This is a genomic window from Desulfoluna sp. HI9BLuna, from assembly GCF_056829775.1.
This window is the reverse complement of record NZ_CP186555.1, coordinates 1,260,324-1,275,184: the sequence shown is the minus strand read 5'-3', so window position 1 is coordinate 1,275,184 and position 14,861 is coordinate 1,260,324. Positions and strand designations below refer to the sequence as shown.

Genomic DNA, 14,861 nt, shown 5'->3' with positions numbered 1-14,861 from the left:
GTGAAAAGGGTTGCCGCATTGCCCGGAGGTCAGGCGCTGCGGCAGGTGAGGCAGAGGGCGCGGCCGTCGATCTCTTTGAGCTTGGAGGTCATGACCGGTTCGCCGCACCGGTGGCAGAGGGCGGACGGTTCGATGACGGCCTTGGGAGGGATGGCCGGTGCAACGGTGGTCATGGAAAAAATGTCGCTCCAGGGCGTGCGGAGAATCTCCTCGGCGCGCTGGTTGTGGAGTCGCCAGAACTCCTTGTGCTGGGCCTCCGTGGGATTGCCCTGGCCCATCACCTTGTCCATGAGGGCCCGGTGCGCGTCGGAGAGCCTTATGGCTCCGGGCTTGAGACAGAGCCGCACCGAGGCCTTCCTGTCCCGGCTGATGAAGGTCATGGCCACCTTGCCCACGTCATTGTAGATAAAATTGCCTTTGCCGAAGGTGCTGCCCGAGATCACCTGCACGGCATCGGCGCAGCAGGCGTCGGTCTCCAGGCAGGAAACCACCTCTTCGTCATGGGACCGGTCCACGCCCAGTTCCTCAAGGCCTGCACGGGCCGCCACAATGCCCAGGGCCAGGCCCGGGCAGAGGTGGCCGTGAAAATCCACGCATCGTCTGACATCGTCTTCCAGAGTGTTCATGGTGTGTCCTCTCTTCCGTTTATCGTTGCCGTTTGTAAGGCCTCGGCATGCCCGAGAAAAAAAGCCCGGGCCCCAGGTCCCGTTATCGGTGGTGCGGACGCAGTTCTCCCGCATCGCTTGGTGCGATAAGTTGGGTCATCATGGATTGACGAAGGGAGGAAACGGATGGTAGGAATAATCCGGGCCCTCCCCTCGGGGAGAGTGTCTGATTCTTAGAAGGAGGCAGTCCTTATCTCTTGCCGGAGCCGGACTGTCTCCTTTTTTTTATGTCAGTTCAAAACACAGGGTCACCTCCAGGCTGATGGGTTCTTTTTGCATGGCTCCGGGGATCACCGGGAACGGCGCGGCGGAGAGCACCGCCTTTTTGGCCGCCGTGTTCAGCATGGCAAACCGGCTGCCTCGGATGATGGTGATCTTCTGGACGTCCCCTGTGGGGGAGAGGACAAACCGCAGCCGTACAGCCCCCTCCATGCTCTGCCTTCTGGCCCGTTGCGGGTAGGTTTTTCGAGACTCAATGCGATGGCGCACCTGCGCGGCATAGAGGCTGAGGAGCTCCGCACGGGAGGGCCCGGACATATCCACCGCAGGGCTTGATGGTGGTGTGTCGGTAGATTCTGCATTCGGTTCGGCGGCAGGGATCGTGGGCGATGCCTCGGCCACACAGGTGTGCTGGGGAGGCTCTGGAACCGGTGTGCTTTGGGCCACCCGGGGCGCTTGGTCCGGCGGGCGCATCACGGGTGTTTCAAGGGATGCTTTGACCATGCGGCGTCTTTTGACGGGGCGCTCTTCTGGGGGCGGAGCCGTGTGGGGTTTTGGGGCCTTGGGCCCGGACTTTGTCTCTTTCTGAAGGGCGAGAAGCTCGAACTCCCCGGTTACGTGGAGTTTCTCCGCCTCAAGGCTTTCAGGCCCCCGGATGCACAGGATGGCTGCGTGGAGAAGAAGGGAGAGGGCCAGTGTGCATGTGGTCTGGGTGTGCTTTTTCATGGCTCGGTCTCCGTGGCCAGGCAGAAGCTCGCGGCCCCCACGGCCTTGGCCAGGTCCATGACCCGGACCACGCTGTTGACTTTGGCGCCCCGATCGGCGCGGATGACCAGGCGCGTTTCAGGGGTCAGGTCCGGGGTGGCCATCAGGGCTTTCTCCAGCTCGGAGAGGGTGATCTGGCTCCCTTCCCAGAGGTAAGCCCCGTCTTCGGTGACGGCCACCACCAGGTCCCGCGGCAGGGTCTGTACAGCCTCTTTGGCCTCGGGCAGTTTGATGCCGATGCCTTCGTCCGTCATGAACCCCATGGTGAGGAGAAAGTAGATGAGGAGCATGAAGACCATGTCGATGAGGGCCGTCAAGGGCGGCTGTACCGACCCGGTTTCTGCTCCAGTGTCCGCAAGGTCGATCATGGGGCGCCCGTCCCTTTCAACTCTTTTAAAAAACGGACCATGCCGCGTTTGAGATAGGCCTCCTGACTCTCTTTGCGGGTCACAAGGTAGCTGTGGGCCACCATGACGGGCAGGGCCACGGCCAGGCCCAGGGCCGTGGTGAGCATGGCCTCCCAGATGCCTCCGGCCAGGGCTGCGGCATCCACCTTGCCCCCGGTCTGCTGGATGACCATAAACGCCTTGATCATTCCGGTGATGGTGCCCAGAAGGCCCAGCAGGGGGGCGATGTTGCCGATGGTGGCCAGGAGCTGCAGCCGGGATGCCAGCAGGCGGCTCTCCAGGGCGTAGGCCTCGCGGATGGCGGCCTGCTGCGTGGGCTCATCGCAGCCCTGCACGGAGAGTACTTCGGTGAGCAGGCGCCCCAGGGCGCTCCGGGTGTGACCAGAACGGTCGGCGCCCCGGGGCACCTGTTGTTCGTGGGCCGTCTTGCACAGGGCTTCCACCAGCCCGTTATCGTGTGTGCGGAGCCGGGCAAAAAAGAGCCAACGCTCCAGGAACACGGCCAGTGCCACCACCGAGCAGAGCCCGATGGGGATGACCAGAACACCGCCTTTCAAGAGAAACGACACCATAGGAACCTCACCTGCTTCCCGCGCCATGCGGGCAAACAATAAAAAAGCCACGAAATCAGGGCGAACTAGAATTCGCCTGCCTTCGTGGCTTGGTTGGCTTGATGCGTAATGTATGTGTACGAAAACTAAAAACAGCTTAGGAACGGCGATAAAACATCTCATCTTCCTGATGAGTATTGAGTACAAAACAATTGTTCATACTTTGATAACCCTGTCAACAGGAAAAAAGAGCCGTATTCCGGGCCACGGCCGCCATATCTCCGTGTCTGCCACCGAAAATCCGAAGGGGCGGATGACGGAGACAGCGGCCTCCGGAACGGAATCTGAAAGCCTTTTGTAAGTTATATCTTGAAGTTGTCGGCTATTTCTCCCAGCTCTTTGGTGAGGGCGTTGAGCTCTGTGGCCCGGGTCTTGACGGCTGCGCTGATCTCCGTGACTCCTTGTGAGGAAAGGGTGATATCGGAGATGGTCCGGGTGATGCTCGTCGAAGCATCCCTGCTGGTGGTTACGCGGCGGGCGGTGTCTTCGATGCCCTCGGATGCCCGGGCGATGTGTTCGGCGATTTCGGCGGTAACGCTGGATTGCTGTTCCACGGCTGCGGCGATATCGGTGATGGTTTCGTTGACGGTGGTGATGATGTCTGTGACCTCATCGGTACCTTGGGCTGCGTCCCTTGCGAGCCCCTGGACCCCCTCGATTTTTCCCCTGATGTCGTCGGTGGCCAGGGCCGTCTGTGAGGCGAGTTCCTTGATTTCATGGGCCACCACGGCAAATCCTTTTCCCGCTTCACCGGCCCGGGCCGCCTCAATGGTTGCGTTGAGGGCCAGGAGGTTGGTCTGCTCTGAGATCTTGGTGATGACGTCGGTGACCTTCCCGATCTCTTCGGCGGCCAGGGTCAGGTCGTGCATGGTGTCCGAAGCTGCCCGGGTCCGGGAAGCGGCTCTCTCCGAGACCGTTGTGGCATTCTCGGCATGGGCTGAGATGCCCGTGGCCGTAGCGGCCATTTCGTCGATGGCTGCGGCGACCCGTGCCATGTTATCCGTCGACGTCCTGATCATGGCTGCTCCCTGCTCAAGGTCTGATTTCATGGCGTTGGCCGAAGTCAGAACCAGGCCGGAGCTTTTGGACGTCTCTTCGGCGTTGGACGCAAGTTCCGAGGAGATGGAAAGCAGTCCTCCTGCCGAGCTGCCGAGGGCGTTGGTGCAATGGCTAAACTGTGTGATGATGCCCTGGAGTTTGTCGATGAAGACATTGAACCACCGGGCAAACCGGCCGGTTTCATCCCGGGAGTCCACCTGGAGCCTTCGGGTGAGGTCTCCTTCTCCTTCGGCAATGTCTTTAAGCTCTTCTAAGGCGGCGTTGATGGGGCGGACAATGCCACCGGACAGGAGGACAATGGCCCCCACCACCAGGCAGGCAGAGATCAGGCAGGAGACAAAACCGATGCGCCTGATCTGCCGGACATCTTTACTGAGGGTGGCCAGGGGCACGCTGATGGCAAAGGACCATGGGGTATCGGCCTTGCCGATGCGCAAGGGGGAGAAGAACATGTAGGCTCCGTGGCCGTATCCAGCCTGGGTGCCGGGCAGGGCATACTCCTTTCCCTTGCGGACGGCGGCAAGGAGTTCTTTCGGTGCCCCGGCCTCGGCAAGGCTCGTCCCCGTGGACTCCTTGTCGGGATGGGCAATGACTACCCCGTTGGATTCCACCAGCACTGCGTGGCCGGTGTTAAAGGGTCTGATGAGGGAGATGGCCCGCTCCAGCTCAGTGAGGGCAATGTCGATGCCCACGACGCCGATGACCGCTCCGTTTTCCTTGACGGGCACGGCAACGCTGGTCATGAGGATGTTTCCCGTATCCTCTTCGGCATAGGGCTGAAGAACGGTCTCTTTTCCCGATACCTTGGCGAGCTGATAGTACTCGGCCTCGGTGTAGTCGTCGTTGACGGTGACGGCAACCCTGCCGTCTTCCATGTACCAGTATGGGTAGTAGATCCCCGAGTCGTCGTGCCAGGTGGTGTTGGCGTAGTGCTTGTCCCTGCCGTCAAGCCTGTTCGGCTCAAAGATGGCCCAGATTCCCAGGTAGCGCTTATCATCCTGTAGCAGGCTTTTGAGCATGTCATCCAGCATGTCGCGATCAACGGCGGATCGGTGGCGAACCACCCCTTCCATGATCCGGGCCAGGGTGCGGGTGTCGTCCATGGCCTTGTCCAGTGCGCGCTGCATTTCACTGCCGTACCGGTATGCGATCTCTGCGACTTTATCACGGGCCTCTTGGCCGGAGGCCGTCCCGGCCTTGTATGTGATATAGAAAACCGCGGCGATAAACGGAATCAACGCCACCGAACAGAACACAACCAGCATTTTTCTTCGTAAGCCGCTCTTGCCTAAAGCCATCTCATCCTCCTGCCGCTGAAAAGCATTCCCGTAAACGGGAAGATCTTTGCTTCATGGCGGTGTCACAGCAAGGCCATCTTGTGGGCCCTGCCTTTGGTCTCGAGGCAATTTGCCGCCTTTTGAGACAGTTTCTATGCTTTAAACTGATATATCGGCAATAAGATTAGAATACCTAAATAGTTCTTTGCGGGTGTTTTGGATGGCAGGGACGAGACGCCGCAGGGATTGGACCACCCCTTTACGACGAAGTGGTGCGGAAAGTACGGCTCTGACCACCGGGCCCTCGGGTTGAACTCGTGTGGTAAAACCCGGGCCCCGGTGCCTTGGGGAAGGACATTGGGGGAAAACCTCGGGAAACAGAAATAGCTTATTTTCTTGGTGCCATACCGATGTCCGGGAAGGTGACGGTGATGATTTCGTAGATGCTTGTGGCAATGACTGCGACGAAAACCATCATGGTTGTCACCAGAATCATTCCCCCGGCCTTTGTACCCAGGATATGCATGGCCTCGGCAGCCTTGATGGCAAGGGGCATGGTACACCATGCGATGAGGGTGGCCATGATCACGGCAACGAGGATGCGGCCCTTGTTGGCCCGCACGCCGCTGAATAATCCGAAGACAAACACGGCAAGGGCCACCACGAGGGCTGCGATGGACAGGGTGCTGCTGATCTCCGGCCAGGCAAGATTCATGATAGTCTGTGACGGCATGGGTACACTCCTTGCTGGAAAGGGTTGGGTTGGGGTGGTGCTCTGTGCGGTGGGGATGGTCGTCTTTGAATGGTGTGGGATGTCTGTAACTATCTCATGTGAAAGGGGATAAATCAAGGGTGTGGCCTTGTGGACGTATGGATGCTTTCATGTCCTCTTCCATGTGGTATGCCCCTCCGTGCCGCCTGTGGTGTGTGTGTCAGCGGTCGGAGGGGCATACCTGTATGTCGGGGCCGGTCCTCAAAGAGGGCCGTTTAGAGTCCCAACATGGCATACACCCCGTTGTTCTGGAACACGATGGACAGGGTGGTCATGGTAAAGATAACGAAAGCCGGGGGGTCGATGTGGGTGTCGCCCCAGGTGTTGAAGAGGTTGCCGATGATGTCCCAGAGGATGGCGGAAGCTACCCCGAAGATCGCTCCCCAGACAACGCTTCCGCTGGCTGCGGCGGCCACAGCCGCGGGCATGACGATGTGGTGGGTCACCGGTACGTTGAGGCCGAACTGGCCGAAGAGAAGGCTTGCGGCGGCAAGGCCGAAGCAGAGGGGGATCCCTGCGCCGTTAGCCACCTCAAGGGCGGCGTAGGCTGAAAAGGTTCCTGCACCCAGGCCGATGAGGGCCAGTTGAAGGGGGGTAAGGCCGTCTTTGGGCTTAAAGCGGGATTCATCGCTGGGGACCTGGCCAAAAAGGCCGCTGGAGCCAAAGAGGAGGCGGCTGGCGATGCCGGAGAGCACAACGGTGAGGCCCACGGTATCCGTCCAGTGGCCCGGCATGGAGACAAGCTGGTTGATGAGATAACCGCCGATGCCGAAGATGCCGCCGACCAGAAGCACGTCGGGCCGGTTCAGGCCCATGAGGGCGTTGTTGAGGTCCTTGCCCTCGCCGTTGATCTCACCTTTGCTGGCGGCATAGGCCGCCGCTGCCACACCGGCTGCAAACCCTCCCACATGGGGACCCCATACACCAAAGGAGATGGTGGAGAGAAAGTCACCGGAACCCGATGCCGCTTGAATGAAGACCCCGCCCAGGACAAGGAAGCCCACGAGGGAAAATGAGGTGGCGGCCCCAAAGGCTGCGCCTAAAATACCGCTGGCAAATGAAATGAAAACACCCGTTGCTGAAAACATAATGACTCCTTTGTTGCATGATTCTGTTCATAAAGACCGATCGATGCCGGGGCCCTCTCCGTTGCGTGGCGGATAGGTTCCTGCCCTCCGGATGGAGGATTCCCGTCCCCTGGGATGGAGGAAGTGAAGGGCGGGACTCCGGGGGCAGGAAACGGTACCTTGAGTGGGTTCGCACCCAATGCGTTTACGCTGAATGGGTTTTGGCGATGACGCTTGCGGGGTTCTGGAACCACGTGTGGGCGTGCTCCCCGCTCAGGTACCGTGCCGTGCATCCGGCAGCTGATCTGATCGTGAATCGAGCTTATAGTCGCACTCTTTTTGGTGTCAAACACATGACCCGTGTGATGCGTATTTATCTGAATTTAGGAAGTATATAAAAACATACGCGAGCTAAAACGTGGAAGGTGGCCTTAAGGCGCGTGGTAAAACGTGCAGTGCTTTTGAAGGCGCGGGTAAAAACGTCGCTTTGCAGGGCGTTTGCGAGATGAAACGTGACGTGGTGCGCTGTGAGTGGAAATCGAAGGGCCGCGTGCTTGCGGAATCCCACCATGGGAGGAGAGAAGGGACCCATGGGGGATCGGGAGCTTTTTATGATGGCGTGATTGGTGCGAGGGCCTGATGGGGCATCACAGGAAAGGCAGGGAAGAGTTTTTAGATTTTTTCCTTTAAGGCTTTTTTGAGCTTGATGTTTTCTTCGATGAGTTCTCGGATTTTTGGATCGGAGAAGAAGTGGCGAAGCTTGGAGGGGCCGTCGGGATTCGCCAGCTCTTCAAACCCGCTGGTGTGGTAGATGAGGCGACTGTATTCCAGCTTTCGTCGCTCGGTCTTGAACGTATGGCGGATGTGGCCGAGGCGGGACTCCGCTTCGATGCGTATCTCGGCATCCACGATGCGCCTGCCGTCGAGCACTTTTTCCATTTCATAATCCGTGCGAATGATCTCCATGGCGGCCAATTCGTCCAGGCCCTGGCGCACCGAGGCCATGTTGTCCCTGAACCGGCTGTTTTTCAGGATGCCCAAAGAGAGGAGATCGCTGAGGCGCAGCGTTATTGCCTGTTCTCGGGCATCGGGCATCAGGCAGAGCCATCGGAGGAGCCATCGGGAAAATCCGGATCGACAGGCCATGAAAGCCGTGTGGTCGATGCCTGCCGGGGATGTTACGGATAGCATGCGGTGCACCTCCGGGTGGAAGACGCACAGGCAGCGATGGCGGGACTCCGGGCCGGTGGCTGTTTTGTCGATGTTCCAGACGATGGCCGTGAGGATTGCCCCCTGGGCAACGGAGTGGCCTTTGGTTTTGACGGTCATCTGAGCTCCACACAGGATCCTGAGCCCGAGCTTCAGCTGCTCAAAGGAGTAGGTGTGGTTGGAGCGCATCAGCTCCCGGCGCAGATCGTACAGGGTGAAGAAGACCCCGGCGGCGTTGTCCGCGGAAACCCCGGCTCCCTGGGAAAACCACTTGCGCAGGACCTCCTCAATGAGCTCCTCCTTCAGGCCGGGTAGGCAGGAGCGTATGCCCCCTTTGTCCCGTATGGTGGCCGGAAGGATGGTGAGGTCGTATGGGGTCCCGGCCAGGGTAAAAGTGAGGTGGATAGGGTGAGCGTTGCCGCTGGCATCCCTCGATACCTTTTTGGAATAGGTGAACCGGGGCAGCACGTCAAAGGGGCAGGCCATGTGGACCAGGTTCGGGTCGAGGTTGTGGGGTGCCGACCAGAGGGTTACCGGGCTTTGTCGTTTGGACAGGAAGGCCCTTGCAAGGCGTTCCGCTGAGCGGTTTCGTCGTCCGAGACCACCCCCGGTTGTGCTGGGTGCAGATGTTGCCGGGGGCGAGAGAACGGTAAAGATGCTTCGGGAGCCGTTTTTTTTGATGACGTCCATGGCCGGGGCCTACACCCCTGCGATGGTCTGGGCCAGGGTGGTGCCCAGCTCAAAGGCTTGGGCAAGGGTATCTTCCTTCTTCTTGATGTCACCCCTGCCGAAGACGTTAAGGACGGGGAGCTCTCCCACGATGTCGTAGCCCAGGGCTTTGAGGGGAAGGCCCATGGCCTCCATGGTGAAGCCCATGTCTGCTTTGGTTTCCTGTTCGCAGATCCCCACGATTACGGCCTTTCTCCCCTGTCCGCCGAGCTGGCTCGACCAGGGGCCGGGTCGCTCAGAGGTGAAGTTGTAGAAGCAGTAAAGCCGGTCGATGAAGGATTTCATCCACGCCGTGATGTTGTAGTTGTGGGTGGGGGAGATCAGTACCAGCCCCCTGGAGGCGATGATGTCCGGGTAGAGAAGGGACATGCCGTCTCTCTGGCCGGTGCAGATGCGGTCTTTCCTGCACCGCTCGCAGCCGATGCAGGGGGAAAACTCTACGTCCCTCAGGTGAATTTTCCGGGTGGCCGAGCCTTGCTGGCTTGCTCCTTTGAGGACCTGGGTCAGCAAAAGGTCTGAGTTTCCCTTTGCCCTGGGGCTGGCCCCGATGCCCAGCACAGCGGGTTCCGGGGTGTGGGTGCTGATGTTTTTAAACAGTGGGTCGTCAAAATACCGCATGGTTTGTCCTTGGGATGTAACGATGGGCCAACGGGGTTGGCGGGTTGACATAAACGTCTTGGCGGCTCACCTCCGGGGGTGGGGCCGGACAGGGCCGTGGCCGTTCAACCCCGCAACCATAAAGGAGATGGGGCTATAAATCAATGGCCCACAGAGGCCGAACCAGGGCTGACGCATTTCGTTTTCTGCTTTCAGAGGGCCTGCCGGGACCAAACTTTTGCCAGTATCTATGCCTTGACTACCGAAAGGCTTTTGCGGAGCTCCTTTTTAAAAGCGATCCACCGGAGGGGCTGAGTTGTTAAATGGCTTTTCCACCTTTCGGGCTAAAAGCTGACCCGCACCCGCAGAAAACCGGAGGTGCCCATACACCCCCGGGACGTGTCTTCCGCCCCGGCCGGGATGTTGAGGGAGAGGGAGACGTCCCACCCAGGCCAGGCGCTCCACTTCAGCCAAGGGCTGAAGGTGGCACTCGGATCGTTGACGTTTACGATGGAGTAAAGTGAGATGTCCGTCAGGTCCGTTATGGGGTAGGTAAGCCCTAAGTAAAGGGTGTCTTTGTTGGATGTGATGATTTCACCGGTTAAATAGGCAAACCTGTCGTTAAGGGTCATGTCGTCGGGATTGTCCCTTCCCTGGCCGAAGCGCAGGTATTCGAAAAGAACATAGAGCTGCCAGTCAAAGGTGTAGTCCATGCCCAGGAGAAACCGTTCGTGGCTTTTTCCGGCCCGGGAGAGGGTGCCGGGATCCCCGGGTTCGTCGATGAAGGCGTAGCCGCCCTCCCCGTGGAGGCCCACTCCGGCGATTTCCCCTGAGAACTCAGCGGCCACAAGGTCCCAGGTGAAGTCTATGGATTCTCCGTTTCCTTCCCAGTTGATGCGGGTGTCGGTGAATCGGGTGTACTGCAGGGCCAGGTCCCAGCCGTTGTGGTAATGGGTGAGACGCATCTGGCCGTCTGTGTTGCGGTGGTCCTCATCGGTACGGGCCGTCAGCTCCAGCTCGGTGACGGGGGACAGGCCAAGGATAAGCATGGCCGCGTCCTGGCCCCGGGTTTCGTAGGTGGGGTCCAGGGGATCTTTCCTGTTGAAAAGGTCGATGGGATTGTAGGCGTATCCGGTGCCCGAATAGAATTTGTGTCGCCCTACCCGAAGGGCGGCCCGGGGCACGGAGAGGGTTACAAAGGCCTCCTGGACATAGGCATCGGTTTTGTCCACCTCTTCTGTGTACGCCTCCCTTTGGCCTTCGGGGATCGTGGCCTTGTCTTTTTCGGGGAGGTAGTCGGTGAGGCGATAGGTGCGTTCCCCTGTGTTGGCCTCCCCGATAAGGCCCAGACCGAAGCTGGCATGGGGAGACACCTCACCGCTTGCGTTCAGGCGCACTTTGGTGTTGTTCAGGATGTTGACGGAGTCGTCCTCTGTCATGTGCTCACCATTGAGGGTGTTTTCCACATACCCGCTGACGGTGGGTGAGAAGCCGGGGCCTGTGTTGGGCAGACCTGAGTCCGTTCCTGCCCCCGGCAGGGGCATGGCAGCGCCCCCGCCGGGCAGGGGGATCTCGTCTCCCAGGGACGGCCCGGGGAGAAGCGCGATGCCTGCTGCATATATAAGGAAGAGGGCCGCAAGACGGATTGTGGAGCCGGCACGTGGTGAGCCGGGGCTTGCTGGGTTCTGCATGGGTGTGTCCTTACTAACGGTTCAGCGTTCGAGGGCTGAAGACGGTTTCGGGAATTTCAGCCCCGAAGAGGATGCGTTTGAGCTGGTTGACGGTTTCGGTTCGGTCCTCAAGGTTGGTCATCACGACGGTAAAGGGGACGGTTTTGGTTTCGGCCCCTTCGCTTGCCGGGCAGGGAACGCGCCGGATGTCTGTGGCCGTCATCCGTTTAAAGGGCGTGTTTTCACCATTTTGGAAGTAATCCACCCGTCGGGTGACAAAATCGCTGGCCGAGATCCAGGTGCGGATCTTGTCGTAGCTCGGGCCCTCGGGGGTGGGGGCCAGGTCAAGGACAAAACAGTCGTGGCCCTCCTGGGGCTCTTGGCCCACAACGAGGCCGGTGTACTTTTCGCTGAGGGTTCCCCCGGCCTGGTCTTCGTAGGTAAAGTCCGACCCCATGATTTTCTTTTTTTTCATGTGGCTGCCCAGCTTTCGGGTTCGCCGGGTTTCGGCGTTGAACATCCAGATGTTGTCCCCGTCGTCGGTCATGAGGATCTTCTGGCCCTTGATGTCGGCAGGGGTGAGGTATTCGGCCAGTTGGCGGTCCCCGTTTTCCCTGGCCCAGGCCCGGACTCCCAGGGTCCGTTTTGCCCCGCTTGTGGTGGTTATCACCTGGTCGTATTCGGAGTAGGCGGACCGGTACCCTTCGGCAATATCGGCCTTTCGGATGATGTCGGCGGCGTTGTTGTCCCCGGGGGCGGCACCGAGGGCCTGGGTAAGGACAACAAGGAAGGTACAGGTTAAAAAAAGGATCTGTTTCATGGTGAGTCTCCCGTTATTTCGTTGGGGTACATGCGGTTGGAACACAAGGCGATGACCGCCGGCAGGAGGATGCAGGACGCCAGCAGGCAAAACCCGACCCCTGCAAAGAGGAGGAGGCCCAAAGAGGCCATGCCCCGCATGACGTAGAGCATGAGGCTGCCGAAGCCGATCATGGTGGTCAGCGAGCTCAGGATCACGGCCCGGCCCACGGAGGCCACGGCTTCGGGCAGGCGGTCCGGTCCTTCCTTCAGGGCCCGATGCAGGATGTGGACCCCGTTGTCCACGCCGATGCCCACGATGACGGTGAGCCCGATGACGTTGATGTAGTTGAGCTTCTGGCCGAACACCCAGAAGAGGCCCGTGAGCAGGGAAAGTCCCGCCACCAGTGGGATCATGGGCACAAGGCCCCTGCCCAGGGAACGAAAGTCGGCAAAGAGTACGCCAAGGATCACCAGAGCCCCTAAGATAAAGGCGATACGCCCTTCGCGGATCATCTCCGTGTTCATCTTGAAGATCATCTGGGAGGTGCCGGTGACGGTCTCGGAGGTCCGGGTCACCACATTCTGGAACACCTCCATCTCCGACTTGCGGTAGAGGTTCTGCTTGGGGAAGATGCGAACAAGGTAGCCCGGGGCTTCATCGCTGACGTAGCGGGCGTGATATTTTGGCGGGACCTGGGCCAGGGTGACGGGCTCATCGCGCATAACGGCTTTTTTCACCCGGGCGGTCAGGGCCCCTTGAAAGAGGTCTGCCAAGGTGGCCACCGAGGTCCAGTCCACGAGGTCCGGATCCTTGTAGCGAGTGGTCAGCTTAAAGAGCAGGCCATTATCCCGGGTACCGCGTTCGGCTACCAGGCGCCGGGTCTTTTCCACCACCCGGTCCTGGCCGCCGGTGATAGACAGGGCCTGGATTTCCACCAGGTTGGCCCACAGGCGGTCCAGCTCATCGGCCAGGCGGGCCTGCAGAAATGGGGTGGCGTAATCATGGAAAGGTCTGTCTTGACGGCTGTGGGCTCGCAAGGCGTGGATGAAGGACCGGTTTTTCTCCGCGTCCGGCCTGCTCACCCACCGGGAGATGTCATCCACGTCACCGATGGGCCTCTTTTTCTTCAGCTCTTTTCGGTACGCCCGGGATGCTTCCACATCCGGTGCGGTGAACCAACTCACCGTGGGGGACACCTTGAACCTGTCCACGATTTCGTCCTGGAGGGCCACGGAGCGCAGGCCCTTGGGTTCAAGCTCCATGAAGTTCCACTCCCAGGTGAGGTGGGCGGCGGTAAAAAGCCCTGCCGAGATCAGGAGCACGGACACCCCGGTGATCCATTTTCTGTGTCTGGCCACCTGCCGCGTGACCGGATTCAAAAAAGCGATTTCCCGAATTTCGGGGATGGGCCTGCCTTTTTGCACCCGCCGTTGGGCGTAGGTGAACATCAGGGAGGGCAGCATCCAGAAGACTGCGGTGAGCTGGACCAGCACCCCGACCCCGGCGCAGAACCCGAATTCGTATATGCCCCTTGTTTCGGCCACCATGAGCATGAGAAAGGCGATGGCAGATGTCACGGCACCGGTGATCACCCCTGTGCCGGTTCCCTCGACGGAGAGCCTCAGGGCCGCCTCCGGGTTCCGGCCTTTTTTCAGCTCCTCGAAGAAGCGGCTCACCAGGTGGATGGAAAAGTCGATGCCCAGACCCAGGAGCACCACCATGATCATGACGGTGATGATGTTCATGGAGCCCAGCACCAGGCCGATGAGCCCCATGGTCCAGATGATTCCCGCGACAATGGGGGTAAGGGCCATGAGGGGGATCATGGCGCTTCGGAAATTCCAGGCCAGAAGAAGGAACACCAGGCCAAAGGCCAGGAAGGTGAGGGCCTGGGTCTGGGGGCCCACGGCGTCCATCTCGTCCCGGTACACCGGGATCAGGCCCGTGCGCTCCATGCGGTAGTCCGGGTACCGGGCCTGGATGGGGGCCAGGAGCGACTCAACCCGTTTGTCCACCAGGGGAACGGTGCGGGAGTCATCCGAGGGTACGGCCGAGGCCACGAAGACAAGGGACATGGTGTTGTCCAGGGAGAACATGTAGGGGCGGCCCACGGTGAGGTCCCGCACCACCCGCCGGATGCGCCCTGGGTCTACGGAGCCGGAGGCCGCCGCCATCAGGGTGTCGGCCATCCCCTGCACCGCATCCAGGGAGGCCACAATCTCCCGTTCTTTGGTCTGGACATTTTCGCTGTCCGTATACTCCCGCTCAAAGTCGTCGTTGAGGTGGGAGAGGTAGGGCAGGAGTCTGGAGTCCCGCAGCAGGTCACGGAACCGTCGGGCATCCTTGGGCTTGGCCAGCCAGAGCATGTGCTCGTTGACCCATTCGTCCGGGGATCTGCCGAAGACGTGGCGGGCGTACCGTTCACTTTGCTTGATCTCGTCCAGGGTGGCGCCGGGGGGCGCGAGCATCTCTGCTTCGAGAATGGCCGTCACCTCGTCGGTGATCTGTTCGAGGGTTGCCTCATCGGGTCCGCTGATGGCAACAATCATGTTGCCGGGCTGCAGAAAGGCCCGGTCGATCATCTTGTATTCCATGACCTTCGGGTCCGACTCCGGCAGGAGGGAGGACCATCGGACATCCAGGACGATGAGTCCGGCGGCCCACACCGACAGGCCGGTGAAGGCAAGGGTGAGGCCCCAGACGACCCGCCGGTGGCAGAGGGTCAGGTGCATCAGCAGGTTAAGGAGTTTATCGCGCATTGTGTCATCCTTTCGGCATGGCCGAGGTGAGAAGGGCCGCGGTGGGCCCGATTACGTGAAACGGCAGGCATCCGCGAAAGACCCCTTCAGGAAGAGGACAGTGCTGGTGATGCGCCGCTTCTTCTGACAGGTATGGCAAAAGCCATGCCATGGAATCGGGTGCGGAAATGTGCTTTGATTCTGGGTGGTTGCTTTTGGGTGTTGTTTTCTGGGGCAGGGATGTTGCGTAAAACTGTTGTATGTGAAAGATTGT

Annotated in this window: 12 protein-coding genes; all 12 read right to left on the bottom strand. The window is 59.9% G+C overall.

Translation table 11 applies throughout. From position 1 onward, the window contains the following. Positions 1–29 precede the first annotated feature (29 nt). Positions 30–626 carry an FmdE family protein gene (locus ACOYW0_RS05030; protein ID WP_482417461.1) on the bottom strand — a complete coding sequence of 199 codons (597 nt, stop codon included), beginning with the start codon at positions 624–626 and terminating at the stop codon, positions 30–32. A gap of 264 nt (positions 627–890) precedes the next feature. Continuing rightward, positions 891–1,610 carry an energy transducer TonB gene (locus ACOYW0_RS05025; RefSeq protein WP_482417460.1) on the bottom strand — a complete coding sequence of 240 codons (720 nt, stop codon included), beginning with the start codon at positions 1,608–1,610 and terminating at the stop codon, positions 891–893. Further along, the gene (locus tag ACOYW0_RS05020) at positions 1,607–2,017 is read right to left on the bottom strand and encodes an ExbD/TolR family protein (RefSeq protein ID WP_482417459.1); all 411 of its coding nucleotides are present in this window, start codon (positions 2,015–2,017) and stop codon (positions 1,607–1,609) included. The genes ACOYW0_RS05025 and ACOYW0_RS05020 overlap by 4 nt, the downstream gene beginning before the upstream one ends. Next, a complete protein-coding gene (locus ACOYW0_RS05015; RefSeq protein WP_482417458.1) occupies positions 2,014–2,628 on the bottom strand; it encodes a MotA/TolQ/ExbB proton channel family protein in 615 nt (204 codons plus the stop codon). The genes ACOYW0_RS05020 and ACOYW0_RS05015 overlap by 4 nt, the downstream gene beginning before the upstream one ends. Before the next feature lie 341 nt (positions 2,629–2,969). Then, positions 2,970–5,024, bottom strand: coding sequence for a methyl-accepting chemotaxis protein (locus tag ACOYW0_RS05010; protein ID WP_482417457.1), 2,055 nt, complete (start codon positions 5,022–5,024; stop codon positions 2,970–2,972). 367 nt (positions 5,025–5,391) lie between these two features. Next, positions 5,392–5,736 carry a hypothetical protein gene (locus ACOYW0_RS05005; RefSeq protein WP_482417456.1) on the bottom strand — a complete coding sequence of 115 codons (345 nt, stop codon included), beginning with the start codon at positions 5,734–5,736 and terminating at the stop codon, positions 5,392–5,394. A gap of 254 nt (positions 5,737–5,990) precedes the next feature. Then, positions 5,991–6,863, bottom strand: a complete 873-nt coding sequence (locus ACOYW0_RS05000) for a DUF7973 family transport facilitator (RefSeq protein WP_482417455.1) — start codon at positions 6,861–6,863, stop codon at positions 5,991–5,993. Between the two features lie 651 nt (positions 6,864–7,514). Further along, a complete protein-coding gene (locus ACOYW0_RS04995; RefSeq protein WP_482417454.1) occupies positions 7,515–8,741 on the bottom strand; it encodes a hypothetical protein in 1,227 nt (408 codons plus the stop codon). A 9-nt stretch (positions 8,742–8,750) separates the two neighbouring features. After that, complete coding sequence (locus ACOYW0_RS04990; protein ID WP_482417453.1) at positions 8,751–9,398, bottom strand: flavodoxin family protein; 648 nt, start codon at positions 9,396–9,398, stop codon at positions 8,751–8,753. Positions 9,399–9,721: 323 nt separating this feature from the next. After that, positions 9,722–11,068 (bottom strand): hypothetical protein, encoded by a 1,347-nt coding sequence (locus ACOYW0_RS04985; protein ID WP_482417452.1) that lies wholly within the window; start codon positions 11,066–11,068, stop codon positions 9,722–9,724. A gap of 13 nt (positions 11,069–11,081) precedes the next feature. Next, on the bottom strand, positions 11,082–11,867 hold the full coding sequence (locus ACOYW0_RS04980; protein ID WP_482417451.1) for an outer membrane lipoprotein-sorting protein: 786 nt from the start codon (positions 11,865–11,867) through the stop codon (positions 11,082–11,084). Beyond that, entirely contained in the window at positions 11,864–14,608 is a 2,745-nt protein-coding gene (locus ACOYW0_RS04975; protein WP_482417450.1) for an efflux RND transporter permease subunit, read from the bottom strand. The genes ACOYW0_RS04980 and ACOYW0_RS04975 overlap by 4 nt, the downstream gene beginning before the upstream one ends. Between the last annotated feature and the right edge of the window lie 253 nt (positions 14,609–14,861).

Coding starts and splice junctions, on each gene's coding strand:
- ACOYW0_RS05030 (WP_482417461.1), bottom strand. CDS start 626: ATGAACACTCTGGAAGACGATGTCAGACGATGCGTGGATTTTCACGGC.
- ACOYW0_RS05025 (WP_482417460.1), bottom strand. CDS start 1,610: ATGAAAAAGCACACCCAGACCACATGCACACTGGCCCTCTCCCTTCTT.
- ACOYW0_RS05020 (WP_482417459.1), bottom strand. CDS start 2,017: ATGATCGACCTTGCGGACACTGGAGCAGAAACCGGGTCGGTACAGCCG.
- ACOYW0_RS05015 (WP_482417458.1), bottom strand. CDS start 2,628: ATGGTGTCGTTTCTCTTGAAAGGCGGTGTTCTGGTCATCCCCATCGGG.
- ACOYW0_RS05010 (WP_482417457.1), bottom strand. CDS start 5,024: ATGGCTTTAGGCAAGAGCGGCTTACGAAGAAAAATGCTGGTTGTGTTC.
- ACOYW0_RS05005 (WP_482417456.1), bottom strand. CDS start 5,736: ATGCCGTCACAGACTATCATGAATCTTGCCTGGCCGGAGATCAGCAGC.
- ACOYW0_RS05000 (WP_482417455.1), bottom strand. CDS start 6,863: ATGTTTTCAGCAACGGGTGTTTTCATTTCATTTGCCAGCGGTATTTTA.
- ACOYW0_RS04995 (WP_482417454.1), bottom strand. CDS start 8,741: ATGGACGTCATCAAAAAAAACGGCTCCCGAAGCATCTTTACCGTTCTC.
- ACOYW0_RS04990 (WP_482417453.1), bottom strand. CDS start 9,398: ATGCGGTATTTTGACGACCCACTGTTTAAAAACATCAGCACCCACACC.
- ACOYW0_RS04985 (WP_482417452.1), bottom strand. CDS start 11,068: ATGCAGAACCCAGCAAGCCCCGGCTCACCACGTGCCGGCTCCACAATC.
- ACOYW0_RS04980 (WP_482417451.1), bottom strand. CDS start 11,867: ATGAAACAGATCCTTTTTTTAACCTGTACCTTCCTTGTTGTCCTTACC.
- ACOYW0_RS04975 (WP_482417450.1), bottom strand. CDS start 14,608: ATGCGCGATAAACTCCTTAACCTGCTGATGCACCTGACCCTCTGCCAC.